General features: G+C 60.7%; 26 protein-coding genes. 20 read left to right on the top strand and 6 right to left on the bottom strand.

The genetic code is table 11. The features are described from left to right. Window positions 1-99 precede the first annotated feature (99 nt). Window positions 100-495, bottom strand: coding sequence for a nucleoside diphosphate kinase regulator (rnk, locus tag F1529_RS03050; RefSeq protein WP_155132073.1), 396 nt, complete (start codon window positions 493-495; stop codon window positions 100-102). A 281-nt stretch (window positions 496-776) separates the two neighbouring features. On the opposite strand from rnk, the gene F1529_RS03045 reads away from it, so the two are divergent. The 3 genes from F1529_RS03045 (at window position 777) to F1529_RS03035 (ending at window position 3,306) form a co-directional block, all read left to right on the top strand. Continuing rightward, window positions 777-962, top strand: a complete 186-nt coding sequence (locus F1529_RS03045) for a lipoprotein (RefSeq protein ID WP_155132071.1) — start codon at window positions 777-779, stop codon at window positions 960-962. A 2-nt stretch (window positions 963-964) separates the two neighbouring features. Continuing rightward, on the top strand, window positions 965-2,206 hold the full coding sequence (gene lysA, locus F1529_RS03040; protein ID WP_155132070.1) for a diaminopimelate decarboxylase: 1,242 nt from the start codon (window positions 965-967) through the stop codon (window positions 2,204-2,206). A 95-nt stretch (window positions 2,207-2,301) separates the two neighbouring features. Continuing rightward, window positions 2,302-3,306, top strand: coding sequence for a Solitary outer membrane autotransporter beta-barrel domain (locus F1529_RS03035; RefSeq protein ID WP_155132068.1), 1,005 nt, complete (start codon window positions 2,302-2,304; stop codon window positions 3,304-3,306). Between the two features lie 24 nt (window positions 3,307-3,330). Here F1529_RS03035 and F1529_RS03030 read toward each other — a convergent pair whose 3' ends face one another. After that, on the bottom strand, window positions 3,331-4,182 hold the full coding sequence (locus F1529_RS03030) for a 23S rRNA (adenine(2030)-N(6))-methyltransferase RlmJ (protein ID WP_155132067.1): 852 nt from the start codon (window positions 4,180-4,182) through the stop codon (window positions 3,331-3,333). Between the two features lie 319 nt (window positions 4,183-4,501). Here F1529_RS03030 and dapF point away from each other — a divergent pair, with 319 nt between their 5' ends. The 5 genes from dapF (at window position 4,502) to F1529_RS03005 (ending at window position 8,200) form a co-directional block, all read left to right on the top strand. After that, entirely contained in the window at window positions 4,502-5,350 is an 849-nt protein-coding gene (gene dapF, locus F1529_RS03025) for a diaminopimelate epimerase (RefSeq protein WP_155132066.1), read from the top strand. A 66-nt stretch (window positions 5,351-5,416) separates the two neighbouring features. After that, window positions 5,417-6,142, top strand: coding sequence for a DUF484 family protein (locus tag F1529_RS03020; protein WP_155132065.1), 726 nt, complete (start codon window positions 5,417-5,419; stop codon window positions 6,140-6,142). Window positions 6,143-6,158: 16 nt separating this feature from the next. Beyond that, window positions 6,159-7,082: a tyrosine recombinase XerC gene (gene xerC / locus F1529_RS03015; protein ID WP_290516648.1), complete on the top strand. Its 924-nt coding sequence runs from the start codon at window positions 6,159-6,161 to the stop codon at window positions 7,080-7,082. Between the two features lie 77 nt (window positions 7,083-7,159). Continuing rightward, window positions 7,160-7,867: an HAD family hydrolase gene (locus F1529_RS03010; RefSeq protein ID WP_155132064.1), complete on the top strand. Its 708-nt coding sequence runs from the start codon at window positions 7,160-7,162 to the stop codon at window positions 7,865-7,867. Between the two features lie 18 nt (window positions 7,868-7,885). Beyond that, window positions 7,886-8,200, top strand: coding sequence for a YqcC family protein (locus F1529_RS03005; protein WP_196220359.1), 315 nt, complete (start codon window positions 7,886-7,888; stop codon window positions 8,198-8,200). 162 nt (window positions 8,201-8,362) lie between these two features. Here F1529_RS03005 and F1529_RS03000 read toward each other — a convergent pair whose 3' ends face one another. Together F1529_RS03000 and hemP are read right to left on the bottom strand one after the other, a co-directional pair. Continuing rightward, the gene (locus F1529_RS03000; RefSeq protein WP_155132061.1) at window positions 8,363-9,343 is read right to left on the bottom strand and encodes a hypothetical protein; all 981 of its coding nucleotides are present in this window, start codon (window positions 9,341-9,343) and stop codon (window positions 8,363-8,365) included. Window positions 9,344-9,718: 375 nt separating this feature from the next. Further along, complete coding sequence (gene hemP / locus F1529_RS02995; protein ID WP_007149677.1) at window positions 9,719-9,895, bottom strand: hemin uptake protein HemP; 177 nt, start codon at window positions 9,893-9,895, stop codon at window positions 9,719-9,721. 256 nt (window positions 9,896-10,151) lie between these two features. Here hemP and F1529_RS02990 point away from each other — a divergent pair, with 256 nt between their 5' ends. The 10 genes from F1529_RS02990 (at window position 10,152) to F1529_RS02945 (ending at window position 20,923) form a co-directional block, all read left to right on the top strand. Then, the gene (locus F1529_RS02990) at window positions 10,152-10,670 is read left to right on the top strand and encodes a DUF6231 family protein (RefSeq protein ID WP_007149223.1); all 519 of its coding nucleotides are present in this window, start codon (window positions 10,152-10,154) and stop codon (window positions 10,668-10,670) included. 79 nt (window positions 10,671-10,749) lie between these two features. Further along, window positions 10,750-11,442: a hypothetical protein gene (locus F1529_RS02985; protein WP_155132057.1), complete on the top strand. Its 693-nt coding sequence runs from the start codon at window positions 10,750-10,752 to the stop codon at window positions 11,440-11,442. Between the two features lie 115 nt (window positions 11,443-11,557). Further along, complete coding sequence (locus F1529_RS02980; RefSeq protein WP_370456937.1) at window positions 11,558-11,980, top strand: OsmC family protein; 423 nt, start codon at window positions 11,558-11,560, stop codon at window positions 11,978-11,980. 232 nt (window positions 11,981-12,212) lie between these two features. Beyond that, the gene (gene ubiD, locus F1529_RS02975; RefSeq protein ID WP_155132055.1) at window positions 12,213-13,688 is read left to right on the top strand and encodes a 4-hydroxy-3-polyprenylbenzoate decarboxylase; all 1,476 of its coding nucleotides are present in this window, start codon (window positions 12,213-12,215) and stop codon (window positions 13,686-13,688) included. A gap of 91 nt (window positions 13,689-13,779) precedes the next feature. Next, complete coding sequence (locus F1529_RS02970; RefSeq protein ID WP_155132053.1) at window positions 13,780-15,138, top strand: D-arabinono-1,4-lactone oxidase; 1,359 nt, start codon at window positions 13,780-13,782, stop codon at window positions 15,136-15,138. 75 nt (window positions 15,139-15,213) lie between these two features. Next, a complete protein-coding gene (locus F1529_RS02965) occupies window positions 15,214-16,494 on the top strand; it encodes a DSD1 family PLP-dependent enzyme (protein ID WP_155132052.1) in 1,281 nt (426 codons plus the stop codon). Next, window positions 16,494-17,462 (top strand): 1-aminocyclopropane-1-carboxylate deaminase/D-cysteine desulfhydrase, encoded by a 969-nt coding sequence (locus F1529_RS02960; protein WP_155132050.1) that lies wholly within the window; start codon window positions 16,494-16,496, stop codon window positions 17,460-17,462. The genes F1529_RS02965 and F1529_RS02960 overlap by 1 nt, the downstream gene beginning before the upstream one ends. Window positions 17,463-17,643: 181 nt before the next feature. After that, the gene (locus tag F1529_RS02955; protein ID WP_155132048.1) at window positions 17,644-18,009 is read left to right on the top strand and encodes a NirD/YgiW/YdeI family stress tolerance protein; all 366 of its coding nucleotides are present in this window, start codon (window positions 17,644-17,646) and stop codon (window positions 18,007-18,009) included. 235 nt (window positions 18,010-18,244) lie between these two features. Beyond that, window positions 18,245-19,990 carry an SDR family oxidoreductase gene (locus F1529_RS02950; protein ID WP_155132045.1) on the top strand — a complete coding sequence of 582 codons (1,746 nt, stop codon included), beginning with the start codon at window positions 18,245-18,247 and terminating at the stop codon, window positions 19,988-19,990. Window positions 19,991-20,005: 15 nt separating this feature from the next. Continuing rightward, window positions 20,006-20,923 (top strand): metal-dependent hydrolase, encoded by a 918-nt coding sequence (locus F1529_RS02945; protein WP_155132042.1) that lies wholly within the window; start codon window positions 20,006-20,008, stop codon window positions 20,921-20,923. 141 nt (window positions 20,924-21,064) lie between these two features. Here the strand turns inward: F1529_RS02945 and F1529_RS02940 are convergent, their stop codons facing one another. Next, window positions 21,065-22,561 (bottom strand): amidase, encoded by a 1,497-nt coding sequence (locus F1529_RS02940; RefSeq protein ID WP_155132039.1) that lies wholly within the window; start codon window positions 22,559-22,561, stop codon window positions 21,065-21,067. 151 nt (window positions 22,562-22,712) lie between these two features. On the opposite strand from F1529_RS02940, the gene F1529_RS02935 reads away from it, so the two are divergent. Together F1529_RS02935 and cfa are read left to right on the top strand one after the other, a co-directional pair. After that, entirely contained in the window at window positions 22,713-23,723 is a 1,011-nt protein-coding gene (locus F1529_RS02935; protein ID WP_155132036.1) for a zinc-binding alcohol dehydrogenase family protein, read from the top strand. A gap of 284 nt (window positions 23,724-24,007) precedes the next feature. Continuing rightward, window positions 24,008-25,168, top strand: a complete 1,161-nt coding sequence (cfa, locus tag F1529_RS02930; protein ID WP_155132033.1) for a cyclopropane fatty acyl phospholipid synthase — start codon at window positions 24,008-24,010, stop codon at window positions 25,166-25,168. Here cfa and F1529_RS02925 read toward each other — a convergent pair. After that, window positions 25,106-26,197, bottom strand: a complete 1,092-nt coding sequence (locus tag F1529_RS02925; RefSeq protein WP_155132030.1) for a metal-dependent hydrolase — start codon at window positions 26,195-26,197, stop codon at window positions 25,106-25,108. The two genes, cfa and F1529_RS02925, sit on opposite strands and share 63 nt — an antisense overlap. Between the last annotated feature and the right edge of the window lie 151 nt (window positions 26,198-26,348).

Here is a 26,348-nt window from a genome sequence, read left to right as displayed (position 1 = left end):
ATAAAAAACGCCGCCGGCTCCAGAGAGCCGGCGGCGTTTTCGTTCCGGGCAACCGGCTTGCGCAGCCGTAGCACGCCCGGCAGCAGTCCCATCCCGGCGCTACTCCAGATCCTCACCATTGGCTTCCGGCTGATATTCAACAGCCAGGATTTCCAGTTTCAAGATCTTGCCGTTGGGCGCCGGCCAGTCAATGCTCTGCCCCACCGACAACCCCAGCAACGCCGCCCCCACCGGCGCCAGTATCGACACCCGCTCCGGACCGTTATCCTGTGGATACACCAATGTCAGGCTCATTTCCCGACCACGGGCCTGCTCCCGGCAGCGAATCCTCGAATTCATGGTGACCACATCCGCCGGCATTGCCTCGGGCGCCACCACCGTGGCTCGCAACAGTTCCTCTTCCAGGCCTTCGGCCACCTCGCCATGGGCGGTCGCTAACAATGCTTCCAGGCGCGCAACATCCAAACGTGAAACGGTAATGGCCGGTAACGCCATGGCTTTCTCCTTACAGGGTCAATCATTCAGAAATGCCCCACGCATACACGCCCGCCCGCATGCCGGGGTATCCAGGCGCAGGCAGGGCAAGTACGAGAAAGGGGCGAAAAGATCAGCAGAAATGCGTCCACGCGGAGCGGACTATCCACAGATAGTAAACCGGACCGTTTTTTTCTCAAGCGGCGTTATCGGACACCGCCATCACCGGATTTCACATCGACCCCGCATTACCTCCAGAGTCACGAACCGTTATACTCACACCCCAGCAAACGGAGTACCCCATGCGCCCATTCAGCCTGTTACTGTTCCTGCTCCTGGCCGGCTGCGGCCAGAAAGGCCCGCTGTATTTTGATCAGGAACGCAACACCGCCGCGTCGGCCGGCAACGCCCAGGCGGCGCAAGCCGACGCCACTGACAGTGACGACATCCAAGACGAAGACGACGCCAACGCGTCCGGACAGGAATAATCATGGACCCCTTTCAGTACCGCGACGGTGAATTGTTCGCCGAAGAACTTCCCGTAGAGCAACTGGCGGATCGCTTCGGCACGCCGCTCTACCTGTATTCCCGTGCGGCTCTGGAGCGTCATTATCTGGCCTTCGATGAAGCCTTCGGCGACCACCCTCATCAGGTGTGTTACGCGGTGAAAGCCAACTCCAACCTGGCGGTGCTGAATGTACTGGCTCGTTGTGGCGCGGGGTTCGATATCGTCTCCGGGGGCGAACTGGAGCGGGTGCTGCGCGCCGGTGGCGATCCGGACAAGATTGTCTTTTCCGGCGTGGGCAAAACCGCCGATGAAATGGCCGCAGCCCTGAAAGCCAACATTCATTGTTTCAATGTGGAATCCGCCGCCGAGCTGGAGCTGCTGAATCTGGTAGCCGGCGAACTGGACCGGGAAGCGCCCATCGCCATTCGCGTGAACCCGGACGTGGACGCCCAGACCCACCCCTATATTTCTACCGGCCTGAAAGACAACAAGTTCGGCGTGGACATCACCAAGGCGCCCGCCCTGTACCAGCGCGCCGCCGAATTGCCGCACATCCGGATTCTCGGTATCGACTGCCACATCGGCAGCCAGCTCACCAAGCTTGCGCCCTTTGAAGATGCGCTGGAGCGGGTATTGAAGCTGCTGGCCCAGCTGCAGGAACACGGCATCGAAATCCATCATCTGGATCTGGGCGGCGGCCTGGGCGTCACCTACGACGACGAAACCCCGCCGGACCGTTCAGCGTATGTGCAGGCCCTGCTCAAGCACATTCCCGGCGAATTGCCCGTGCATATCGAACCGGGCCGCTCCATTGCCGCCAACGCCGGCCTGTTCATTACCCAAGTGCTGTTCCTCAAGCCCACCGAGCACAAGAACTTCGCCATTGTCGACGGCGCCATGAACGACCTGATCCGCCCCAGCCTGTACTCCGCCTGGCAGAACATTATCCCGGTAAAACCCCACGACGCCGATTGCCGCGAGTGGGACATCGTTGGCCCGGTGTGCGAAACCGGCGATTTCCTCGGCAAGGACCGCGCCCTGTCCCTGGAAACCGGCGACCTGCTGGCCGTGCGCAGCGCCGGTGCCTATGGCTTTGCCATGGCCAGCAACTACAACAGCCGCAACCGCCCCGCCGAAATCATGGTGGATGGCGACCAGGCCTTTGTGGTGCGCCAACGGGAAACCTATGACGATCAGCTGAAGCAGGAGTCGCTGCTTCCTTGATATGGCCTGACAAGGCACAGAAAACGGGCTTCGGCCCATTTTTTGTTTTACGCTTTGGTTGTCACGGCCAACCCCCTGGACCTCCCCCTGCCATCATGAATTTCCGTGCCGCGCTGTCATTACTGATCCTGTCCGGGCCGTTACTTGCCACCGCTCCCGGCAAAGCGTCAGCCAACGACGCCGTTAACCGTGCGATTCGGTTAAGCCTTGCGGAAAGTTTTGTCACTGCCAACCTGCTAACCAGCGGCGACGCCGTACGCTTCGGGTTCTGGGATTTTGACCCCAACACATTGCTGAATCTGGACGACGATAACTTCGGCTCACTGGAATCCCGGGAACTGCGACAACGCATCGCCACCTTCAGCCTGCCCTACACCTGGCAAACCCCTCTGGCGGAAACCGGTAATACCCTGTCGCTGGGCGTGAAAGCCGCCTATGTGGAAAACAAACAGCAGACCCAGATCATCAATAGCACCAGCCGGGCCAAGGACGAAATCAACAGCTCGGTCACTTCCCTGAGTGTCGGCGGGACCTTTAGCCGCCGGTTGTCCACCCACTGGGACCTTGCCTTCTCCACCCACGCGCACTGGATGCGTTACCGCAACGACACCGACTTCAATACCGCCGATTCCCAGGCCATCGCCCCCGCCGTCGACGGACTCATTACCAACTTCAACGCGGATGCCTGGCTACTGGAACCCAGCGCCCGGCTGACCTATTTCATTGGCGGGGAACAGTCGGAAGTACAGCTGTTCAGTGACATCCATTATATGGCCGGGCACACCTTTCATACCGACCGCGCCGCCCATGACGTCGCGCCGGAAGCCTGGCACTGGTCCAATGGGGCACGCTGGAAACACCCCTTTGTCACCCGCATCCTGCCCGGCCAGAACGTGTGGATGCAGGCATCCCGCTTCGACCTGGGCGGCGATCTGGAGGGGTCACTGGGGAATCATTATTACTACGAGGCAGGCGTAGGCTGGCTGCTGGATATTCACGAGCGCATCCCGTTCATCGACAACATCGGCATCGGGATCAATCTGAACTACGGCAGCCTGCTGCGTGGCGGCACCCTGGTGCTGTTATTCAACGAGACGTAAACAGCCACCAGGGCGACAACCGGATCAGGACTGACCCTGTTCCCCGGTGAGCATTTTCACCAGCGTATGGCCGTTGGTATCGCAGAGCGCGTCTTTTAATAACGGCATGGCCTGAGCCATGTGCTGGGCCAGCGTGTAAGGCGGGTTGATGATCAGCATGCCGGTGCCGGTCATGCCACGGCCGGAAGCATCCGGGCGCACGCAACACTCCACCCGTAGCAGGTTGGGAATGCCGGCTTTCACGAAACGGCGAATAAAGCTTTCTGTGCGGTTGCGGTCCAGCACCGGGTACCAGATGGCATAGGTGGCGGTGGCAAATTTCTCCATGGCCATTTGCACCGCAGGCAGCACGCCGTTGTAATCCGCTTCCATCTCGTAGGACGGATCGATCAATACCAGACCACGCCGGTGCTGCGGTGGCAACAATGCCTTGAGCCCCTGCCAGGCATCTTCCTTGAGCACCTGCACGCGCTTGTCGTCGGCAAACTCACGCTTGAGCAGGGCAAAGTCGGTGGTGTGCAGCTCAGTGCATTGCAGCACATCCTGCTCACGCAGCAGGCGGGCACTGATCTGCGGCGAACCGGGATAATCGGTCAGCCGCCCCACCGGGTTCAGCTTTTCCACCAGTGACACGTACTGGTCAATCACCCCCACCCCGGTGCGCTTGCCAAACAGTTTGGCAATGCCGTCCTGGTACTCACCGGTCTTCTGCATATGCTCGCTGGCGATGGCATAACGGCCCGCGCCGGCGTGGGTATCGTGCACGGTGAAGGGTTTGTCCTTCTTCTTCAGGTATTCAATGATTGCCACCTGCACAATGTGCTTGAGCACATCCGCAAAATTGCCGGCGTGGTAACTGTGACGGTAGGAAAGCATGACGGACACCTGAACTGGGAATGAAAAACGCCTCACGGCGGATTCGCGACGACAGATTCGCCACGATCAATGGACAATTGTACCTTGCTCGGCCGGCGTAGGGTCTGTTTTTTGATTGATTGTGTCTTTTGCAAGGCACTGAATGCCCCGCGCATGAAACCGTATAACCGGCGCCAGCGTTCGCAGCAGACCCGCAATTCATTCCGCGTATCGCCGGAAAGAATCAGCCCCATAGACATTTTGCACCGCCCAAGGCACTGATTTCAGCCCCGGGAGGCCGTACAATAGGCCTTTAATTACGATTTCACCGGACAGCGGTATGAACCTGCGCTTTACCAAAATGCACGGCCTGGGCAACGATTTCATGGTCATCGACGGCATTCGCCAGACATTACCGGAAACCGGCCTGCCCCTGCCTGCGGATGAAATTCGCCGCTTGGGCGACCGCAATTTTGGCGTGGGCTTCGATCAGATGCTGATCGTGCAACCCTCCCGTTCCGCTGACGCCGATTTCCGCTACCGCATCCTCAATGCCGACGGCTCCGAAGTGAGCCAGTGCGGCAACGGCGCCCGCTGCTTTGCCCGGTTTGTGCGCGAACAGGGGCTCACGGACAAGCGTGAAATCCAGGTGGAAACCGCCGCCGGCCAGATGACCCTCACCGTCACCGACGATGAACAGGTCACCGTGGACATGGGCGCGCCTCGCTGGGCGCCAGACGCCATCCCCATGACCGCCAAAGCCGAAGCGGACAGCTATTTCCTGGTATCCGGCACGCAAGCCTGGGAAGTGGGCGCGGTTGGCCTGGGCAACCCCCACTGCACTCTGCTGGTAGAAAACGTGGATAACGCGCCAGTAGAGAGCGTCGGCCCGCTGCTGGAAAGCCATGAACAATTCCCCGAGCGGGTGAACGTGGGCTTTATGCAGATCGTCAGCCGCAACGAAATCCGCCTGCGCGTCTACGAACGGGGCGCCGGCGAAACCCTGGCCTGCGGGTCCGGCGCCTGTGCCGCTGTGGCCATCGGCCAGCGTCGGGGCTGGCTGGATGCCGCCGTCACCGTGCACCTGCCGGGCGGTACGCTGCAAGTCTGCTACGATGGCCAGGGTGGCATCCAGATGACAGGCCCCGCCAGCCATGTCTATGATGGCGCTATTGAAATCACTCTTTAGCAGGCGATTACGAGCACCGGCGATGTCAGTGCCGACTGACCCGAATGATGACAAAGGACAGGATTGATGACGGATCAGACCCCAGCCAGCGCCGACCAGGTCGCCGCCTACCTGCGAGAACATGCCGATTTCTTTCAGCATCGCCCGGAGCTGCTGGAGCTGTTACGCCTGCCCGATTCCAAAGGCCAGGCGGTATCGCTGCTGGAGCGCCAGGCGTCGATTCTGCGCGAGCGCAATACCGAGCTGCGCGACCGGCTCAACGGCCTGCTGGATGTGGCACGGGAAAATGATCACCTGTTCGACAAGACTCGCCGCCTGACCCTGTCGCTGCTGGAAGCCCGCGGCGCGGAAAAACTGTTCCGCAATCTCCTCACCAGCCTGAGCACGGACTTTCACTGTGATCAGGTGGCACTAATGCTGTACGACCGGGAAGTGCCCATTCTTGGTGACCTGCGCAACCAGATCCGCTGCGTGGACAGCGACGCCCTGCCCAGCGCGCTCAACCATCTTCTGCGCAGCGGCAAAGCTGTGTGCGGTGCCATGCGCACGGAAGAAATGGAAGCCCTGTTCCAGGACAATGCCACCGACATTCGCTCCGCCGCCATGGTGCCGCTGGAATACCAGGGCCGCCTGGGCCTGCTGGCCATTGGCAGTAAAAGCGCCATGCACTTCCGCAGCTCCCTGGGCACCCTGTTCATTACCCATATTGGCCAGGTGCTGAGCCGCCGGCTCCACGAAGTCGTGCGCCAATACCCCCATCAGGCAGCCAAGAAAACCAGCGATATCAGCTGAACGAGGGCCGTTAACCGTGGACAGCGACAGCACTGGCACAGCGCCAACGGTTAACGCCTTCCTGACCCATCTGGCCAGCGAGCGCCGCCTTTCCCCGCACACCGTCAGCAGCTATCAGCGCGACCTGGTCGAGGCCCGAAAAGTCCTGGGCACCCAGCCCTGGGATGCCCTCACCGTGCACGACATTCGCAGCCTGGCGGCCGCACTCCACCGCAAGGGGAAAAGCGGCAAAACCATCCAGCGCATGCTCTCCACCCTGCGCACGTTTTTCCGCTACCTGATGCGCGAAGGGCTGGCCCGTGATAACCCGGCCATGGATATCCGCGCCCCGAAAAGCGGCAAACGCCTGCCCAAGGCGCTGGACGCGGATCAGGTCAGCCACCTGCTGGATGCCGGCACCCACAGCAGCGAACCGCTGGCCCTGCGCGATCAGGCCATGATGGAGCTGCTCTACGCCTGCGGCCTGCGGCTGGCAGAGCTGCTGAGCCTGAATCTGGACAGCATCGACCTGCGTGACGGCCAGCTACTGGTCACCGGTAAAGGCAACAAAACCCGCCAGCTGCCGGTGGGCAAACCCGCCCTCACCGCCGTACGCCGCTGGCTGAAAGTACGCCCCCTGCTGATTAAAAGCGGCGACCAAACCGCCCTGTTCATCAGCAAGAACGGCCGTCGCCTGTCACCTTCCAGCGTGCAGCAACGGCTCAAGCGGCACGCTCTGGAACGGGGTCTCGACGACCATCTGCACCCGCACAAATTACGCCACTCCTTCGCTACCCACCTGCTGGAATCCTCCGGCGACCTGCGTGCGGTACAGGAACTGCTCGGCCATGCCGATCTGGCCACCACCCAGGTCTACACCCATCTGGACTTCCAGCATCTGGCCCAGGTCTACGATGGCGCCCATCCAAGGGCCCAGCGCCGCAAGGACGAAGACGAATAATCCCGGGCACCCGCCCCATCTCTGACACAAGCAACCCGGTGTGCTGCCATTAGCGGTTTTACGATAAACTACCGCCCATGAGTACACTCAAGCTGATTACCTTCGATCTGGACAACACGCTGTGGCCTGTGGATGAGGTGATCCGCAAGGCCGAGAAAGCCTGTAGCGACTGGATCGCTGACCGCCACCCGGATGCCGCCCGCGCCCTCAACGCGGAGCGGGTGCGCATGGTGCGCACCACCCTGCTCAAGGAAAACCCCGGCTACCTGGACAACCTGACCGCGCTACGCCAGGACGCCATGACCCGGGCCTTCATGGACGCCGGGTTCAGTAACGCCGAGGCCCGCAAGATCGCCCTGGACGCCTTCGCGGTCTTTCATCAGGCCCGAAACCAGGTATCGTTTTTTCCCGGTGCCCGGGAGGTACTGGAGCAACTCGCCGACAGCTACACCCTGGGCGCACTGACCAACGGCAACGCCGACCTGCGCCAGATCGGCATCGCCGAACTGTTCGCGTTCCATCACTCTGCGGAAACCATCGGCAAGCGCAAACCCGCCCCGGACATGTTCCATGCCGCGCTGGAATCCGCCGGGGTTCAAGCCCACCAGGCCGTCCACGTGGGTGACCACCCGCTGGAAGATGTGCACGCTGCCCGCGAACACGCTATGCATGCCGTCTGGGCCAACCTCATCGATCTGGCCTGGCCGGTTGAACTGGACCGCCCCCGTCACCATATCCACAACCTGCATGAGCTACCGGATCTGGTGCCGCTCTTCGACGACTGACCGCGGATGATTTCCCCCATGAGCCAACGCGCCCAACTTTCCTCGTTACTCGATGACCTGCAAACGGAACTGGACCAGCAAGGTCTGTGGGCCACGCAGCCGCCGGCGCCATCGGCTTTCGATAGCAGCACGCCATTTTTTGCGGACACCATGAATTTCAGCGAGTGGCTACAGTGGGTCTTCATCGCCCGTTTCCGGGCCATTCTGGAAGCGGACCATCCCCTGCCCGGACAATGCGATATTGCCCCCATGGCAGAGGAAGCCCTGAAAGGCATGGAGCAGGACGTGACCGGAATCATCAATCTGATCAAGCAATTCGATGATCAGTTTTGAGTGATCTGACTGCCCGGCGCGGGCTGACGACAGCCCTGCCTCGCTTCAACCTGACGCTTCAGCGTCTGCCATGCGGCAGCAGCACCGTAGAAACGTAGCGGCGTGAAACGTTTCTACTTTTCCCAATCCCGTCGCTCGTCGCTCGTCGCTCGTCGCTCGTCGCTAGCGAATAACACTATCTTTCAATAGCGCCCGCCACTGGCTTTCCTCGTCACCGGCGGACAGGGTCCACAACCACTGACCTCGATCATCCAGGGCTTCAAGGGCGGTAACCACCTGCCCATCACCGGGCTTGCGCAGACGCCACAGGCTGTCCATCTTTGCCATGTCCAGCGACACCAACGCGCCGTTATGGGCCAGATGGCAATGGCTGCCCTGCCAACGCGGCGACGACCAGGGCGCAGTCATGCACAGGCGCACCCCCTGATTACCCACGCACAAGGTTGTTACCGTGTCTCGAACAGCCGCTTCCGCCAACACTGCCGGCAACGTTTCCGGCCTTACCTGGCAGGCAAAGCTGTCGCGCACCGAGCGATACAAGACGTCGCGCTGTTGATCGCAGCGCTGCAACAAGCCGGCAAAATCTTCGTCATCCGTGCTGCTCGCCCAGTCGCGTTCCAACTGGCTGAGCGACCCAAGTTCACCGCCCACACCACACGGCAACACCGCCGGCAGATTGAGCGTTTGCTGGTCCGGGTGAAGCATGGCGCACACCAGTTCCTCGAACGCCAACCCGCCACTGTCCGGCGCCACCGCCATTTGCTGTAGCGGCTGCCCATGACGGTCAAAGAACACCAGGCTGCGGGCCGGCAAGGCACCTGTGGGTTCCAGCACCGCCAGCACCGAATGCCACTGGCCGACCTGCAAGCTCTGGCGCAGCCGGCAGCGCTCCCCCACCGACTCCAGCCACCATTCACCGGGCACCCCGGACTCGCCGTCCTGAAGGGTCGGGTAATGCATGTTCTGGGAAATGCGCGAGCCACTGGAGAACGTGGTTACCACCAGTGAACCCAACCGGTACAGCGCTTTGAGAATTGCCAGCGGTTCATCCTGCAACCGCAACACCCGGTCACCGAGCGCAGCACCACACTGCCTCAACAGAGGGGATGTTGCCGGGGCCGCGGGCCATGCCATGACAGCCATACTGCCTCCAAAAAAATAGCGCAGCAGGCAACATGCTTCACGCCACAACGCGGTCACAGGGTCATGACTATTGCCGCTTGCTGCCGCGCCGAAAGAGTGGGCTCGGCTGGCAGACAACCTAATGACAACAGATCCTGTGCGTTGCGGCAGGTGGCATGCTGCATGCCGAAGAGCCTTAAATTAGGTGTGGAAAGCTGGCTGCGGCTGGCGATCCACGTCAGGGAGAAAGATGAGACGCGACACGCAACAACGCGATTCGTTGATTGTCGGTTTTTAAACGCCTTGCCCCGCGCTCACGTTTTTACGCGGGATTGGGACCTTGAAAACCAGAAGCGCTTTCTGCGTGTTGTTGCGTGGAGCGTGTTGCATGCCGCGTCACTTGGTAAGTATCAACTTGTTGTTGGACGTACGGCGCAGCTGGTAACGCTCACCGGCATGCTCAATCCACAACTTGCCCTGATGGTTAAGCAGCAAACCACTTGCCACACTGCTCTCCGCATTGATGGCAACCTGGCGCGTGGTAGTGGCAACGTTTTTCTTTACCTGAGACATGCTGACCTCCTTTTCGTATATGAGAATCATTATCATTATTGATTAGACAGTCGTCAACGCCTGTTTTTCATTTTCTGATGAAGATCTCATTTCAGTGGCCCAGCCCGATGGCGCACCGGTCAAACTCTCCCGGCACCCTGCCCAAAACACCCCCCTGTAAACCACCCGGGAAGCCATAACGGCAATGCATCAAAAACTGCAAAACGCTACCCAACCCCCTATCGAAAGCCACCCACATTGGCGTTAGACTGAAATCATGAATATTGCGACGGCACACTCCATGACCGAATCTCCACAGGAACGTCTGGCCGCTATTCTTGATAGCCACCAGCCCACCTCCATTCTCACTGTCAGCCTCAACCCCATCCCTGTCGTTGCCCAGTGGTGCAAAGACCACAACTGCACTCTGGTAGAAATTCAGGAACAGAACCCGTTCCCCGCCCTGGATGACATTAACCGGGTGGATATCGCCATCGTGGCGGATCAGCTGGAATACATGCCCCAGCATGACGGCGAGGCACTGATGGGGTTGCTCCGCAACCTGCATACCGACTCCATGGTGGCCGTGTATCAACCCACCCTGGCCCCGCAAAAATTGCGTTGGCCGGCCAACGGTTTTCTGGCACTGGGCTGTCGTGAGCAGGGGCATTTTGCTGAAGACGGTCGCGAGCTGAACATCTATAGCTACGACCTGGATAACTACAATTTCGAACGCAAGTGGAATAACCCGCGCTTCTGGGCCAACCCGGAAAACTGGGGAAAATACTGGTGGTAGCCCCGGGATGGCGCTGCGTTCTGGAAATGGACGCAGCGCTGTCGTATGGTTGCGCCGTCGACTGAATTGATGGCTCACCATGATCGGACACCGTTTTCGCGAAATTCTCCTCTTCTGGTGGCGGCACCTTGGCCCGCTGTTTCTGGTCACCGCCCCCTTTGCCCTGATCACCGAAGCTACCCAGTGGATTTTCGGCCCCTCCTTCGTGCTGCCGGAAACCGAAGGGGCCGCCCTGCAATTCAGCGGCATCAGCCTGGCCATTATTCTGCTGGTACGCCCGCTGGCCGAAGGCGCGCTCTATGTACAGCTGTCCGCCATCAGCAACGGCAAACCACGCGGCCTGCTGGCCTGCACCGCCCCGGCATTACTGGTTTATCCGCCCTTGCTGCTCAGCTATGCACTGATGGCCATTGGTGTGTCACTGGGCTGGATGGCCCTGTTCTTCCCGGCGGCGTGGGTCTATACCCGCCTGTGTTACGCCCCCCTGCTGGTGGTACTCAAGCAACAAAACCCCATAGCAGCCCTGCGCCAGTCCTTCCGGATGACACAGTCCCAACAATGGCCGCTGCTGCTGGTGCTGGTACTGGTATTCCTGGCGTACCTGATGATGAGTAGCCTGGTGGCCAGTGCCATCCTCGGGGTGGTCAGCCATACCACCGCCGCTTCCTTGCTCGCCGCCCTGCCGGTGTCGCTGATGAGTGCGCTGGTGAATATTGCGGTATTCCGCTACTGGTCATTAAGCCAACCCAGCGGCCCCTCCGGCACCGCCTGACAGCGAGATAGCAACACTGGACCCAAGACGTCATGGCAAGTGGCTCTTTTGATGGCATACTGCCCCAAAGGGGTTCACAACAGCCTGCTAATAACGGATCAACCGGGGAAATTTCGTGTCACAACACACCATGCATTTAAGCTGGACCGCCCACGGCGACCGGGAACATTACCTCTGGCATCTTGCAGACGGCAATGAAGTGCGCGTGGTCGATGGCCACCACGGCCACCAGGAATTCATGGAACCGGAAGAAGCCTTCCTGGCCGCCTTGGCCAGCTGCCACTTGCTCTCGTTCCTCACCGAAGCGGCCCGCGAAGGGCTGTCGGTGGCCAGCTACGATGACGACCCCCAAGGCGTACTCGGGCAAAACGATCAAGCAAAGATTTATATGCAGACCATGGTGCTGCAACCGCTAGCCACCTTTAATGGCGAACAACCGGACGCCGCCAAGATTCAGGCTCTGCACCAGCGCGCCCACGAAAAGTGCTTTATCGCCCAATCGGTGAGGAGTGAGGTTCTGATCGAACCGCGGGGCTAGATCGCTGTGCGCATCAGATAAGACAACACAACAAACGAGAGCTCAATCGCGCTGTAAGCAATAGAACTCGCGCGATTCCACCAGGTCTGTCTATCCCTGCAGCGGCTTCGTCGATCTTTAGGACTAGTTTTTTCAGCGTTTCACTGTCCAGCCTCGCGCCGCTTCTAGCTTCCCCCCGGCCTGCTATACTCGCCGCACAACCTTTTCGGTGACCCGATCAACAAGGAACGCCATGAAATATCGCGATCTTCGAGACTTCATTTCCCAGTTAGAGCAACTCGGCGAACTCAAGCGCATTACGGTGCCGGTGGACCCGAATCTGGAAATGACGGAAATCTGCGACCGCACCCTGCGGGCCGGCGGGCCGGCCCTGCTGTTTGAAAACCCGGTGGGGTTCGGCACCCCGGTCCTGGGTAACCTGTTCGGCACCGAACGGCGGGTGGCGCTGGGCATGGGCCGCGATTCGGTGGCGGAGCTGCGTGAGCTGGGCGAACTGCTGGCCTTTCTCAAGGAACCGGAACCGCCCAAGGGCTTCCGTGACGCCTGGGAAAAACTGCCGGTGTTTCGCAAGGTCCTGAGCATGAGCCCCAAGGTGTCCAACTCCGGCCCCTGCCAGGAAAAGGTGCTGGAAGGCGACGAGGTGGACCTGTACAAGCTGCCGATACAGACCTGCTGGCCCGATGATGCCGGGCCACTGGTGACCTGGCCGCTGGTCATCACCCGCGGCCCCAACAAGGAACGCCAGAACCTGGGCATCTACCGCCAGCAACTGATTGGCCGCAACAAGCTGATCATGCGCTGGCTTAGCCACCGCGGCGGCGCTCTGGATTTCCAGGAATGGCAGCAGCAACACCCCGGCGAACCGTTCCCGGTGAGCGTGGCCCTGGGCGCGGACCCGGCCACCATTCTCGGCGCCGTCACCCCGGTGCCGGATACTCTCAGCGAATACGCCTTTGCCGGTTTGCTGCGGGGCTCCAAGACCGAGCTGGTGAAATGCATCGGCAATGACCTGCAAGTCCCCGCCAGTGCCGAATTCGTTTTGGAAGGCTACCTCTACCCGGATGACATGGCCGACGAAGGCCCCTTCGGCGACCACACCGGCTATTACAACGAGGTAGAACGCTTCCCGGTATTCACCGTGGAACGCATCACCCATCGCCGCGACCCGATTTACCACAGCACCTATACCGGTCGACCACCGGATGAGCCTGCCGTGCTGGGCGTGGCCATGAACGAAATTTTCGTGCCGATTCTGAAAAAGCAGTTTCCCGAGATCGTGGATTTTTACCTGCCCCCGGAAGGCTGCTCCTACCGCATGGCGGTGGTGACCATGAAGAAACAGTATCCCGGTCACGCCAAGCGCGTAATGATGGGCGTGTGGTCTTTCCTGCGGCAGTTCATGTACACCAAATTCGTGATTGTCTGCGACGACGACGTGAATGCCCGTGACTGGAAAGATGTGATCTGGGCCATGACCACACGCATGGACCCGGCCCGCGATACCGTGATGATCGAAAACACCCCCATCGATTATCTGGACTTCGCTTCTCCAGTGGCAGGTCTGGGCTCCAAGATGGGCATGGATGCCACCAGCAAGTGGGCCGGAGAAACCACCCGCGAATGGGGCCGCGCCATCAGCATGGATCCAGCTGTCAAAGCCCGGGTCGATGAAATGTGGTCATCACTGGGTATCGATACCCCGGAATAATCCCCGGGGTGGGCGCCGCATCACATCACAGCAGTGGCGCCCAAACACAAATATGGTACGATCGTGCAAAACAAAGATAACAAGGTCGCCCATGTCCGCTTTTTCGTCACTCAACCGCCGTGCTTTCCTGAAATCCCTGGCCGCCACCGGTGCCCTGGGCTCAATGAGCCCCGCCCAGCTACTCGCCAACACAGGTAACGCTCCCGCCTGGCAAAACTGGTCCGGTAACCAGAGCGCCACCCCCCGGCAACTGGTGTACGCCACCGATGAAAGCATGGTGCGCGACACCATTCGCAACAGCACCGGCACCCTGCGCGCCTTCGGTGGCAGCCACTCTTTCAGCGGCATCGTGCCCACCGACGACACCCTGATATCCCTGGAACCCATGGCCGGACTGCGCGGCGCTGACGGCAACACATTCCGCTACGGCGGCGGTACCCGGCTGGCCATGGCCAGCGCCATGGCCTACGAACAGGGCTACAGCTTCACCAACGAACCGGACATCAACCTGCAATCCCTGGCCGGCGCCATTGCCACCAGCACCCACGGCACCGGGCTGGGTTTGCAAAGCCTGTCCGGGCAGGTGGACTCCTTGCGCCTGGTCACCCCTGACGGTGAACCGCTTGAGTTGACGGCCGCCGATGGCGATCACTTTCTTGCCGCCTGCTGCAACGTGGGCGCTCTGGGTGTCGTCACCGAAATCGGTTTTCGCCACGATCCCGCCTATCGGCTGGAAGAGCACACCTGGACCTTGCCCCTTCGCGACGCCATGGATTTTGTGGAGAAAGAAAAAGACAATTTCCGCCACATTGAATTCTTTGCCTTCCCGCTGGGTGATCAGGCCATCGTCAAGACCATGGAGATCACCAGTGACACCCAGGACAGTCCTACCCGTGCCGACGACAACGAACTGCTGGAAATGGTCTCCAAGCTGGCCATGCAGGCCGGCTGGCTAACACCAACCCTGCAGAAACTCTCCACCCTCTTTGTGGAAGACAGCCGTTATGTGGGCCCGGCCAACAAAGTCTTTGCCAACCACCGCACCGTGCGTTTCAACGAAATGGAATACACGGTACCAGCGGAACAGGGCATCGCCTGCCTGGAAGAAGTCTGTGCCGCCATTCGCCAGCATGACATCAACGTGTTCTTCCCCATTGAATTCCGTTACGTCGCGGCCGACGACAATCTGCTGTCCATGTTCCATCAGCAATCCGGTGCCAGCCTGTCGATACACCAATACTTCGAGCAGGACTACCAGCCGCTTTTCGACGTGGTAGAGCCCATCCTGCGCCGCTACGCCGGCCGGCCTCACTGGGGCAAGATTCACAATCTGGGACGCAGGGAACTGGCGGAACTGTACCCGGCCTTTGATCGTTTCCAGGCCGTGCGCAAAGAACTGGATCCACAGGGGCGGATGCTGAATCCGCATCTGAAACGCCTGTTTTTATAGGGTGAGAGTCGACCGTGCCGGGGAGGCATCATCCCGAGCCTTTGCGGCAGACACACGCTTGATCGGTTATTGCTTATGAAACGACGTCATTTTCTCTTCGGCGCAGGCGCGCTTGCCGTGGGTGGCTGGTGGCTGCGACCGGACAATCGTGGTGCGGCCCATAATGCTTACTTCCAGTCGCTGAACGACACCCTGAAACAACACGGCCCCGGTCGGCCGCTAATGCTCATTGACCGTCAGCGACTGATTGGCAACTGCCGGACCCTGGTTCAGATGCTGCCCAGCCACTGCCAGCTGCGCATCGTGGCAAAATCCCTGCCCAGCGTACCGCTGATTCAGGAAGTCATGACACACACCGGCAGCCAACGGGTGATGGTCTTTCACCAACCGTTCATGAATGCCCTGGTCGATGCCGAGCCCGGTGCGGATCTGCTGCTGGGCAAACCCATGCCCATCCAGGCGGCCCGCCGTTTCTATACCGAGCTGGGCGATACCCACCCTTTCAAACCTGATCAACAACTGCAGTGGCTGATTGATTCACCCACTCGCCTTGAGCAATACCTGACCCTGGCCCGCGAGCAAAACCGGCAACTCAATATCAATATCGAAATTGATGTGGGCCTGCACCGGGGCGGGCTCACCGACCCACAACAACTGGACGCCATGATCGCGCTGATCGAGGCCCATCCCGAACAACTACGGTTCAGTGGCTTCATGGGCTACGACGCTCACGTGGGGAAATTGCCCGCTTTTATCCAGAGCGCAGAAGAGGGCCACCGGGAAACCGAAGCCATCTACCAGCGCTATATCGACAGGCTGTATCAACTGAACCCCGCCTACCAGCAACAGACATTGTGCTTTAACGGCGCCGGCAGCCCCACGGTGGCACTCTACGACAACACCACCGTGGTCAACGAACTCAGTGCCGGCTCCTGCCTGGTCAAGGCCAGCGACTTCGACCTGCCACTATTGAAAGACTTCCAGCCCGCCGCCTTTATTGCCGCCCCGGTACTCAAGCAACTGGATGGCCTCGCCCTGCCCGGCCCGTTACCGCTGGGCGAACTCTGGCAAGGCTGGGACAGCAACCGCCGACGCACCTACTTTATCTACGGCGGCTACTGGAAGGCCGAGCCGGTTTCCCCGCCGGGAATTCAGGCCAACCCGGTGTACGGTGTGAGCACCAACCAGATGATGTACAACGGCAGTCCGGACACCGCTCTACAGGTCGACGACCAATTGTTCTTCCGCCCCACGCAAAGCGAATTCGTGTTGCTGCAATTCGGCGACCTGGCAGTGTGGGATAACGGCGCCCTTGCCGACTGGTGGCCACCGCTCTCCCAGGGTAACGGGGCCTGATGAGCTGGCCCCTGCTCACCCGGTTTCCGCATCTCGCCAACCTTGCCCCCGTTGCGCTGTGCGATCTGCCCACTCCGGTGGAGCCGCTTCCCGAACAAAGCCCCCTGTGCTGGGTCAAGCGCGATGACATCAGCGCCCACCCTTACGGCGGCAACAAACTGCGCAAACTGGAGTGGGTGCTGGGCGAGCTTCGCCAACGGTCCATAAAACGCGTCGTCACCCTGGGGGCCACCGGAACCAACGCCGGGCTGGCCACCGCACTACTCTGTGAACAGGAACAACTGGGCTGTGACATTTTCACTTTTCCCCAGCCGGATTCCCCCGTGGTCCACCAGAACCGCCAGCGCATGCAACAGGCCGGCGCCCAGCTGCACGACCGCAACAGCCTGCTACGGGCCGCCCTGGGCTGGTACCTGCACCCGGGACGACTTCGCCGCGACCACTACTTCCTCTATGCCGGCTGCTCCAACCCGGCGGCCACCCTTGGCTATGCCAACGCCATGCTGGAACTCAAACAGCAAATCAACGACAGCCTCTGCCCGACACCCGCTGACATTGTGGTCGCCGCCGGCTCCGGTGCCACCGTCGCCGGGCTGCTGGTGGGCAACCAACTCAGCGGCCTGAATGCCCACATCCATGCCGTGCAGGTAGCACAGGACCATCTCGGCCCGTTCTCGGTATGCAATGCCCGACTGGTCATTCGCATGGCCCGGCAATGCTGGCAACAACTGGGGCTACCCTGGGAACAATTCGATACCGGTTTCCTGCAATGGCATGACGACTACCTGGGCACCGGTTATGGCCACCCCACTGCCGCCAGCACCCAGGCCGTGAATGCTGCCTCTCGCAGTGGCCTCCGCCTGGAAAATACCTATACCGGCAAAGCATTCGCAGCGTTTCTCTCCCTGGAAAAACACGCCGCGCAACCCTGCCTTTTCTGGCACACCTTCAATAGCCACTGCCGCTAACCCCCTCACCTCCCCTCACCTCATTTGTCGCCCCACGCCCTTCCTCTCTTCTGAACCTGTGAGCCAGCTCGCAAAACGCAGCGTTATGCAGGGGCTTTAACCGAGCTTTTACAAACACCAGGAACGACCTGCCCCCATCGCCCCACTAATTCCCTGAGACATCAACCAAGGAGGATGACTCATGAAAAAATTGATTCTTGCATCTGTACTGCTGGGCGCCACCGCCACCGTGAGCGCCGGCGACACCATCACCACCGACAGCGCCGCCATCACTCAGGGCATCAAGGAAGGCACTGAAGTACGCATGGACGGTGAAGTGGTTCAAGCACTGGGCGATGAGCGTTATTTGCTTCGTGATCGCAAAGGGCAATTCGAAGTCGAACTCGACGATGACCTGACGGCAAACCGCCCGCTGAAAGCCGGCACCCAACTTTCCTTTACCGGTGAAGTGGACCACGACGACGGCCGCAGCGTGGTGGATGTGAAGAAGGTGCACTCAGTGAAGGGCACCACCACCAACAGCCCGAGCGCGACGATCAGCAACTGATGCGCTGATCCCCTGCTCCGACCTTGTTGACGGCGGCCTCCGGGCCGCCGTTTTTCGTTCCCCCTCCCCGCGACCTGCCGCTTTGCTTCCTCACCGCCCCCGTCCTTGACCCATGGGACTGACCACCGGGTATTTATTGCCATTCTCTGCACATTGACCGTTACATTGAGCACTGATACATTCGATAAAACTTGACGTTGTCTAGATGCAACGTTGCCATGCTTCAGGAGCCAACATGACCCCCACCACCGTCAACAGCCAGGGCGTTTCACTCCAGGCCTATACCCTCGGCGACCCCAAAAAGGCGCCCGTGGTGCTGGTGCACGGCTACCCGGACAACCACAGCGTGTGGCAACCGGTGGCTCAGCAGCTGGCCAAGCACTACTTTGTGATCCTCTATGATGTGCGTGGCGCAGGCGCCTCCCAGGCCCCCCGGGCACAAGCGGACTACCGCATGAAGCTGCTGTCCGCTGACCTGCTCGCGGTGGTAGATACCCTGATCCCCGACCGTGGGTTTCATCTGGCTGGCCATGACTGGGGCTCCATCCAAAGCTGGGAATCGGTCACCAGCGAGCCGCTGAAATCGCGCATCCTGTCCTACACCACGATTTCCGGACCCTGCCTGGACCACATGGGCCACTGGATGCGCGAGCGCACCCTGAACCTGTCCGCCTCCGCCAAGGCGAAAGTCTTCAAGCAGGTACTCAGCTCCTGGTATATCGGCTTCTTTCATCTTCCCGTGCTCGCTCCCAGCGCCTGGCAGGGCGGCCTCGACAAACTCTGGCCGCAGTACCTGAAGCACCGTGAAAATGTCGCCGAACCCGACGCCAACCCCACCCAGGGCAAAGATGGCAAATTCGGTGTGCAGCTCTATCGGGCCAATTTCCGCAACAAGCTGATCAACCCGGAAAAACGCTACGCCAATTGCCCGGTTCAATTGATCGTGCCCACCCGCGACAACTATGTGGGCACACAGTTATTTGAGGACCTGCATCTCTGGGCAGATCAACTCTACCGCCGCGACATCAACGCCAACCACTGGGTGCCCCTCAGCCACCCGGAACGCATTGCCGACTGGATTCACGAATTCGTCAGCGGCGTTGAGAAAGGCACCATGAGCGGCACCCTGCAGCATGCCCGCGTGCGGCCCGCCCGCAGTGCCCTCCCGCTGAATGGAAAAACGGCGGTGATCACCGGCGCCGGTTCCGGAATCGGCCGCGCCACCGCGCTGCGCTTCGCTGCCGAAGGCGCGGACCTGGTTTGTGTGGATATTGATGAAGACAGCGCCGCAGACACTGCTGCCCAGGCGCGGGAGCTGGGCGCCGTTGCCTGGTCTCGCAAAGTCGACGTGGGCTCGGCCCAGGCCATGCAACGACTGGCCAATTGGGTGAGCAAAGAAATCGGCGGCGCGGACGTCGTCATCAATAACGCCGGCATTGGTATGGCCGGCGGGGTGCTGGATACCAGCGTCAAGGAATGGGATCGCCTGCTGAAAGTGAACCTGTGGGGCGTCATTCACGGCTCGCGTCTGTTCGCCCAACAGATGATCGACGGCCATCGCCACGGCCACATTATTAACGTGGCGTCCGCCGCTGCCTTTGCCCCCAATCGCAAACTGGCCGCCTACTCCACCAGCAAGGCTGCCGTGCACATGCTGAGCGAATGCCTGCGCGCCGAACTGGCTGAACACGATATCGGCGTCACCGCCATCTGCCCCGGCTTTGTCGCCACCGGCATCGCCACGGCCACGGTTTATGCCGGCGCCAGTGAAGAAGAACAGGCGCAGAAGCGCGCCAAAGCCGATGCGCTGTATAAACGCCGTAATTTCTCCCCGGACGATGTGGCCGAGGCCATTCTCAAGGCGGTTCTGCATAACCCGGCGCTGTCGCTGGTTGGTGCCGAAGCCTGGAGCACCCGCTTGCTCAGCCGGTTTGCCCCCGCCCTGTCACGACGCGTTGCCCGCATCGACCTAACCCCCTGACGGAGACCGGACACCATGAATAACCCTGTTCGCCACCAACTCAAAGCTCGTCGGGTGCAATTTGATTTTGACAATACACCGTTGCACTGGCTGCGCGATGATCCGTTCTCTACCCACACCATCAACGGCATTCACCTGTTACTGCCTGAAGGTGAGCTGTGGTTCTGCCGGGTCTACAATCAGGCATTGCCCCTGATTCAAGACGATCAGCTACGGGCGGATGTGGAAGGCTTTATTCGCCAGGAAGCGGTGCATTCCCGCGCCCACAGCAAGGCACAGCTGTATCTGGAACGTCACGGCCTCAGCGTGGAGCCGTTCCTGAAAAAAGTGGAATGGTTGTTTGGCACCGCCCTGGCCGATGCGCCGTTCGGGCTGACCCTGCTGCAGCGCAAACCGTTCAAGAAACACTGGTTGGTCATGCGTGTCGGTATCATCGCTGCCATCGAGCATTTCACTGGTGTGTTGGGGCAGTGGGCCATGGACAACGAAAGTTGGGAGCAGAACGGCGACCCCACCATGGTGGACCTGTTCAAGTGGCACCTGGCCGAGGAAGTGGAACACCGCACCGTGGCCTACGATCTCTTCGAGCACCTGTGCAAAACCCAACTTGGGTTCTATGTCAGCCGCCAGGCCCTGATGGCCATTGTGTTCCCGCTGTTCATTTACTTTATTGCCGAAGGTGGGCGCAGCCTGGCCCGACAGGATTCCGACAAGACCGCACGCCAGATAGGGCGCAAGCTGATCCCGCAAGTGCTGATCCAGCTACAGCAGGTCGGCCAGCAAACCCAAAACGTGCCCACCTTCGGCTTTCTGCTCAACGCTACTCTGCGCTGGGTCTCGCCACGCTTTCATCCCATCCATGAAGGCAACACGGAACAGGCGCTGGCGTATCTGGCACGCTCACCGGCGGCGCAGGCGGCGTCGAGACACTGAAGCCGTTCAGCGAAACAACCACCGAAAGCCCAGCCCGGACTTGAGCCGGGCCGGGCCGCAATGACAAGAATCAGAAACGCGGTAGAGGCGAATGACGAAAGGCCTTTCGCTTTTCGTCACTCGCTTCTCGCCGGTTAGCCCCTACATCGGCACCTTATCAAACCAGGGCGCCGCCTCTTCCAGCTGCGCGGCCAGCGCCAACAGCTTGCCTTCATCGCCGTGACCGCCGACAAACTGGGAGCCCAGTGGCAGGCCCGTACTGCCAGGCGAAGAGTCGCACCAATGCAAAGGCACGGACATGGCCGGCACCCCGGTCACGTTGGCGAACTGGGTGAAAGGCATGTATTTGAAATTCTCCATGGCCATCTGTTCGATCATGCCAGTTTTCATCAACAGCTTTTCCCCGCCCACCTTGAGCAACATCTTCAGCGCAGCCTGCTGCCACGGCGGCGTCGCCATGGCACCGATACCCGCAGGGGGCATGGCCAGGGTGGGGGTCAGCCAGAAATCGTACTGCTCCAGGAAGGTATCCATGGCAATCATGTACTGTTGCCAGCGGGTCTGGCATTTCACGTATTCATGGGCCGGGGTGGCGCGACCAAAAGCGGCAATGGCCAGGGTGTCCAACTCGAAGCCCTCATCACCGCAACCGGTAATGGCCTTCACCTCATCCACTTCGGCTGCACACTGACCAAACCAGACCGACAGCCAGTCCATGCACATCTGTTTGGCGTCCATCTGCGGCTCGGCATCCACCACTTCGTGGCCCAGGTCCCGCAACAACGCCACGGTTTTCTCCACCGCCCGGATCGCTTCCGGATCCACATCGGTACCCAGCGGCGAGCGGGTGGAAAAGCCGATGCGTAATTTGCCAGGGCGGCTGGCCGCAGACTGGGCGTAAGTCTGCGTTGGCGGGGCGATCTGAAACAGGCTACCGCGCTCGTCGCCCTGGGCAATATCCAGCAGCAATGCACTGTCACGGACGCTACGGGTCAGCACATGATTGACCGCTATCCCGTGCATGGCCTCGGTGAATTCCGGCCCCCAGGGGGTGCGGCCACGGCCCGGCTTGAGACCGAACAGGCCACAACAGGCAGCGGGTATCCGAATGCTGCCGCCGCCATCGTTGGCGCCGGCCACCGGCACCACACCCGCAGCGACCATGGCTGCCGAGCCTCCGGAAGAGCCACCGGGAGTATGGTCCGGGTTCCAGGGGTTGCGCGCCGGCCCGAACGAATCCGGCTCGGTAATCCCCTTGGCGCCAAACTCCGGGGTATTGGTGCGACCGAAAGGAACCAGTCCACCCTGCTTCCAGCGTGCCACCAGGGTGGAGTCTCGTTGTGCATGGACATCACTGGCCTTGCGCGCTTTATTGCCCTGATAGTTGGGCGCACCGCCGATTTCCTGGAACAGATCCTTCACCAGCATGGGCACACCCGCCAGCGGTCCACTCAAAGGCCCCGTGGCCTGCTTTCGGGCCATGTCGTACAACGGAATAATCAAACCATTCAATTGCGGATTCACCGCGTCGGCACGGGCAATCGCCAGTTCCAGCAGCTCCGCCGCCGTGACCTCCCCCCGCGCCACCAGATCGGCAAGGCCAATGGCATCAAACTGACGGTATTCTTCAAACTTCATTGTGCTCTCCCTTTTGCTCTCCCGAAGCGCTGGCGATGACCTGCTGCCAGACGATAAAGCCATACTGTGGCATAGTCTGCCCAGCCAAGTGTGCCAAACCGTTGCACGCAACACTTGTGAGAATACGTTAGCGATCCGCGAGGGAGCCGAAATGAAAGCGATTGGATTCAATCAACCCAGAGCTATCGAGGATGTTCACGCCCTGGAGGATATCCAGCTGGACCTGCCCTCTCCCGGCCCGCGGGATCTGCTGGTCGCCGTGCAGGCGGTCTCCGTCAATCCGATTGACACCAAACTGCGTCAGCGACCCCTGGAGCAACCCGGTTACCGGGTGCTGGGGTTTGATGCCGCCGGCGTGGTGGAAGCGGTGGGTGCGGAAGTGGAAAACTTCAAAGCCGGCGACCGGGTCTGGTACGCCGGCGCCGTGCAACGTCAGGGCAGCAACGCACAACACCAGTGCGTTGACGAGCGCCTTGTCGCCAGAAAGCCGGACAGCCTGGGCATGCAGGAAGCCGCCGCCCTGCCGCTCACCGCGCTCACTGCGTGGGAAGCCCTGGAAGATCAGCTGGGTTTTCAACCCGGCCAATGCGAAGGAAAAAATGTGCTGGTGATCGGCGGTGCCGGTGGCGTGGGTTCCATCGCCATCCAACTGGCGGCCCACCACTTCGGCCTCAAGGTCATTACCACCGCGGGCCGGGAAACCTCTGCCAACTGGTGCCAAAGCCTGGGTGCCCATCACATTGTGGACTACCGCAAACCATTGCTGCCGCAGCTGGAGGCCATTGGTTGCCCACAGATCGATGGCATCTTTATCACCCAGAACCTGGACGACTACTGGGCCACAGCCTGCCAGGCCGTAGCCCCGTTCGGCGGCATCTGCGCCATTGTCGATGCCCGCGCTCCGCTGGATCTGAACCCCCTGAAGGCCAAGAGCGCCCGCTTCAGCTGGGAATTCATGTTCACCCGCGCCATGTTCGCCACGGACATGCAACGCCAGGGCGACATCCTCACCCAACTCAGCGCGCTGGTGGACCAGGGCAAAATCCAGAGCACCGTCAGCGAGGGGCTCGGCACCATCAATGCCGCCAATCTGAAAGAAGCCCACCGGCGGCTGGAGTCAGGCGGCACTATCGGAAAGCTGGTACTTGCCGGCTGGGAATAACTCGCAGGTCGGATGCATCGCCCTGCTGACGCCCCACGTCGCAGCGACCTTCCTACAAAGCTTGCGGGTTTTGTGGAAGGTCATGCCTGCATAACGAAGCGGCTGGTGCCGTTTATGCCCCTCTTGCCCGTGGCCACACACAGGAGAACAATAGGGACTGTGCGGTTATCCGCGTTTGCGCGCGCAGCAGCGTGTTATAACCGACACAAGCAACACCGAACGGGCAGCCGAGCTGTCGCCCAGAACCGACTCCGCCATCATCGCTAGCGACGAAAGGAGGCGTTATGTCTGGCCTGCATCACCCCGATTCTCTGCCCTCGCATCAGCACACCGGCCTGGCCGGCCGGGTTCACGACGTGCTGGATAGCGCCGATATCCGCATCAACGGCTCCCGCCCCTGGGACATGCAGATCCACCACCCTCGCACGCTCACCCGCATTGCCCTGCAACGCTCACTGGGCCTGGGCGAGTCATACATGGATGGCTGGTGGGACTGCGATGCCCTGGATGAACTGTTCCGGCGACTGTTGCGCCACGGCGCCAACCGCATCAGCCAGAACCTACTACAACGGGGCCTGCAATGGATCGGCCAGGGTCTGTTTAATCGGCAGAATCTGCACCGCGCCAAGGATGTGGCTCTGCGGCATTACGACCTGGACAACAGCCTGTTCGAAGCCATGCTCGACCCGACCATGAGCTACAGCTGCGGTTACTGGCAGCAGGCCGACACCCTGGCCCAGGCGCAGCGAAACAAACTGGACCTGATCTGCCGCAAGCTGGAACTGCAGCCCGGCATGACACTGCTGGATATCGGCTGCGGCTGGGGCGGCCTGCTGGAACATGCCAGCCGTCACTACGGCGTGCGCGGTGTGGGCATTACCCTGTCCAAAGAGCAGGCAACCCTTGCGACACAACGCTGCGCCGGACATGACGTGGAGATTCGCCTGCAGGATTACCGCACCCTGCAGGGACAATTCGAGCGGGTGGTATCGGTGGGCATGTTCGAGCACGTGGGCCGGCGCAATTACTCCGTCTTCATGGCAAGTTGCGCCCAGCTGTTACGGCCAAAAGGCCTGATGTTGCTGCACACCATCGGCAACAACCGGACCAGTCACCACCACGACCCCTGGATCGACAAATACATCTTCCCCAACGGCGAACTGCCTTCCTGCGCCCAGATCAGCCGTACCGTCGAACCCTGGTTTGTGGCTGAAGACCTGCATAATTTTGGCGCCGATTACGCCCGCACGCTACGCGCCTGGGATCGCAATTTTGTCAGCGCCTGGCCACAACTTTCCCGGCGTTACAGCGCCCGCTTCTATCGCATGTGGCGCTATTACCTGAATGCCTGCGCAGGGGCGTTCCAGGCCCGGGATCTTCAGTTATGGCAATGGGTGTTCAGCCATACCGGCGGGCGCCAACGTGTCTACACCGGCGCCCGTTAACGGGCAGCCATTCTTCCCCGGGGCCGACAACGTCGACAGGCACCACAGGGTGCTCTGCGACAAGGTCCGGGCCAGCAGGGCCGGCCAGGCCTCGGGATGCGTCATCGGCCGGGGCATCCGCTGGCTGGCAGCCAGCGGATGCCAGCCGTCCGGCTGACGTTCGGCCAGTACAAACTGGAACGGATGCAGCCCGGGCAACCCCAGGCGGATATCCGTGGCCAGCAGCCTGCCTTTTTGCTCATCCGCCGCCACAAACCCACGGGTAAAGTGCAACAGGGTACGCCCGGCGGGCAGCGCCCGGATCGCTGCTAACCGTTGTGTATCACGGGGAAAGGCTTCCACCTGCAACGGTGCATCGCCATCCAGAATCCCCGTCAGAATTTCCAGCCGTTGCTGCTCGCCCAGCACCGTGATTCGCCACAAGAGTGTGGAGAACGGCATCGGCTGCACCAACCGTGGCGCCTGAGACAAACCACGCTCGGCCAGGGCCGGCATTACCCGCTGGGTCATCGCATACTGGGCCGCTACGCTCCAAGCCAGGTACAGGGAAGACACGGCGAGGCCGCCAATCAACACCCGCCCGGCCGGCGGCTTCGCCACTGCCCACAGGACCGCGATCAGTAACGGCAAGGTATAAAGCGGATCAATGATGAAGACACTGCTGATGGCCACCGGATCGCCCAGTGGCCAGAACAACTGGGTGCCATAAGTGGTAAACGCATCCAGCAGCGGGTGCGTGATCAGACACAGCCCGGTGAACAGCCACCAGCGTCGCAACGGAATCTGTGTCTGCCAGCGGGACAGGCACAGGGCCAGCAGCAGCGATACCGGCAACAACACCAGCAGGGAATGGCTGAAGCCGCGATGCTCGGTGAAATTGGCCACCGCATCGCCGTAATCAATCAGAACATCCAGATCAGGCAAGGTGCCCAGCAAAGCCCCCCCGAGCAGAGCCCGGCGGCCCAGCGGGCGGGCGAGAACGGCGCCCCCGACGGAGGCACCCAATACGGCCTGTGACAATGAATCCATGAATTACTCTAGGGCCTGTTAACACTACCGAGGTAACGCCTGCTGGATGCATTTTTTCGTCCAGTGGTGTCAGCCGGTGTGCCGTGTAGTCATTCTACATAAACAGCGGATGGCACTGCTGGGCGGGAAAAGGGACCAGCCCTTCGGGTTG

Source organism: Alcanivorax sp. VBW004 (genome assembly GCF_009718865.1).
Taxonomy (GTDB): domain Bacteria; phylum Pseudomonadota; class Gammaproteobacteria; order Pseudomonadales; family Alcanivoracaceae; genus Alcanivorax.
The sequence above is the reverse complement of the archived record's forward strand: the minus strand, read 5'-3'. Positions and strand labels throughout refer to the sequence as shown.

What these genes read in the sequence shown, in the direction of transcription:
- F1529_RS02940 (WP_155132039.1), bottom strand. Translation starts at nt 22,561, where the DNA reads ATGAAGTTTGAAGAATACCGTCAGTTTGATGCCATTGGCCTTGCCGAT.
- hemP (WP_007149677.1), bottom strand. Translation starts at nt 9,895, where the DNA reads ATGTCTCAGGTAAAGAAAAACGTTGCCACTACCACGCGCCAGGTTGCC.
- F1529_RS03010 (WP_155132064.1), top strand. Translation starts at nt 7,160, where the DNA reads ATGAGTACACTCAAGCTGATTACCTTCGATCTGGACAACACGCTGTGG.
- F1529_RS03030 (WP_155132067.1), bottom strand. Translation starts at nt 4,182, where the DNA reads ATGCTTTCCTACCGTCACAGTTACCACGCCGGCAATTTTGCGGATGTG.
- F1529_RS03035 (WP_155132068.1), top strand. Translation starts at nt 2,302, where the DNA reads ATGAATTTCCGTGCCGCGCTGTCATTACTGATCCTGTCCGGGCCGTTA.
- F1529_RS02990 (WP_007149223.1), top strand. Translation starts at nt 10,152, where the DNA reads ATGAATATTGCGACGGCACACTCCATGACCGAATCTCCACAGGAACGT.
- F1529_RS02965 (WP_155132052.1), top strand. Translation starts at nt 15,214, where the DNA reads ATGAAACGACGTCATTTTCTCTTCGGCGCAGGCGCGCTTGCCGTGGGT.
- F1529_RS02935 (WP_155132036.1), top strand. Translation starts at nt 22,713, where the DNA reads ATGAAAGCGATTGGATTCAATCAACCCAGAGCTATCGAGGATGTTCAC.
- lysA (WP_155132070.1), top strand. Translation starts at nt 965, where the DNA reads ATGGACCCCTTTCAGTACCGCGACGGTGAATTGTTCGCCGAAGAACTT.
- rnk (WP_155132073.1), bottom strand. Translation starts at nt 495, where the DNA reads ATGGCGTTACCGGCCATTACCGTTTCACGTTTGGATGTTGCGCGCCTG.
- F1529_RS02950 (WP_155132045.1), top strand. Translation starts at nt 18,245, where the DNA reads ATGACCCCCACCACCGTCAACAGCCAGGGCGTTTCACTCCAGGCCTAT.
- F1529_RS02960 (WP_155132050.1), top strand. Translation starts at nt 16,494, where the DNA reads ATGAGCTGGCCCCTGCTCACCCGGTTTCCGCATCTCGCCAACCTTGCC.
- F1529_RS02970 (WP_155132053.1), top strand. Translation starts at nt 13,780, where the DNA reads ATGTCCGCTTTTTCGTCACTCAACCGCCGTGCTTTCCTGAAATCCCTG.
- dapF (WP_155132066.1), top strand. Translation starts at nt 4,502, where the DNA reads ATGAACCTGCGCTTTACCAAAATGCACGGCCTGGGCAACGATTTCATG.
- F1529_RS03005 (WP_196220359.1), top strand. Translation starts at nt 7,886, where the DNA reads ATGAGCCAACGCGCCCAACTTTCCTCGTTACTCGATGACCTGCAAACG.
- F1529_RS02925 (WP_155132030.1), bottom strand. Translation starts at nt 26,197, where the DNA reads ATGGATTCATTGTCACAGGCCGTATTGGGTGCCTCCGTCGGGGGCGCC.
- cfa (WP_155132033.1), top strand. Translation starts at nt 24,008, where the DNA reads ATGTCTGGCCTGCATCACCCCGATTCTCTGCCCTCGCATCAGCACACC.
- F1529_RS02955 (WP_155132048.1), top strand. Translation starts at nt 17,644, where the DNA reads ATGAAAAAATTGATTCTTGCATCTGTACTGCTGGGCGCCACCGCCACC.
- ubiD (WP_155132055.1), top strand. Translation starts at nt 12,213, where the DNA reads ATGAAATATCGCGATCTTCGAGACTTCATTTCCCAGTTAGAGCAACTC.
- F1529_RS03000 (WP_155132061.1), bottom strand. Translation starts at nt 9,343, where the DNA reads ATGGCTGTCATGGCATGGCCCGCGGCCCCGGCAACATCCCCTCTGTTG.
- F1529_RS02985 (WP_155132057.1), top strand. Translation starts at nt 10,750, where the DNA reads ATGATCGGACACCGTTTTCGCGAAATTCTCCTCTTCTGGTGGCGGCAC.
- F1529_RS03045 (WP_155132071.1), top strand. Translation starts at nt 777, where the DNA reads ATGCGCCCATTCAGCCTGTTACTGTTCCTGCTCCTGGCCGGCTGCGGC.
- F1529_RS02945 (WP_155132042.1), top strand. Translation starts at nt 20,006, where the DNA reads ATGAATAACCCTGTTCGCCACCAACTCAAAGCTCGTCGGGTGCAATTT.
- F1529_RS03020 (WP_155132065.1), top strand. Translation starts at nt 5,417, where the DNA reads ATGACGGATCAGACCCCAGCCAGCGCCGACCAGGTCGCCGCCTACCTG.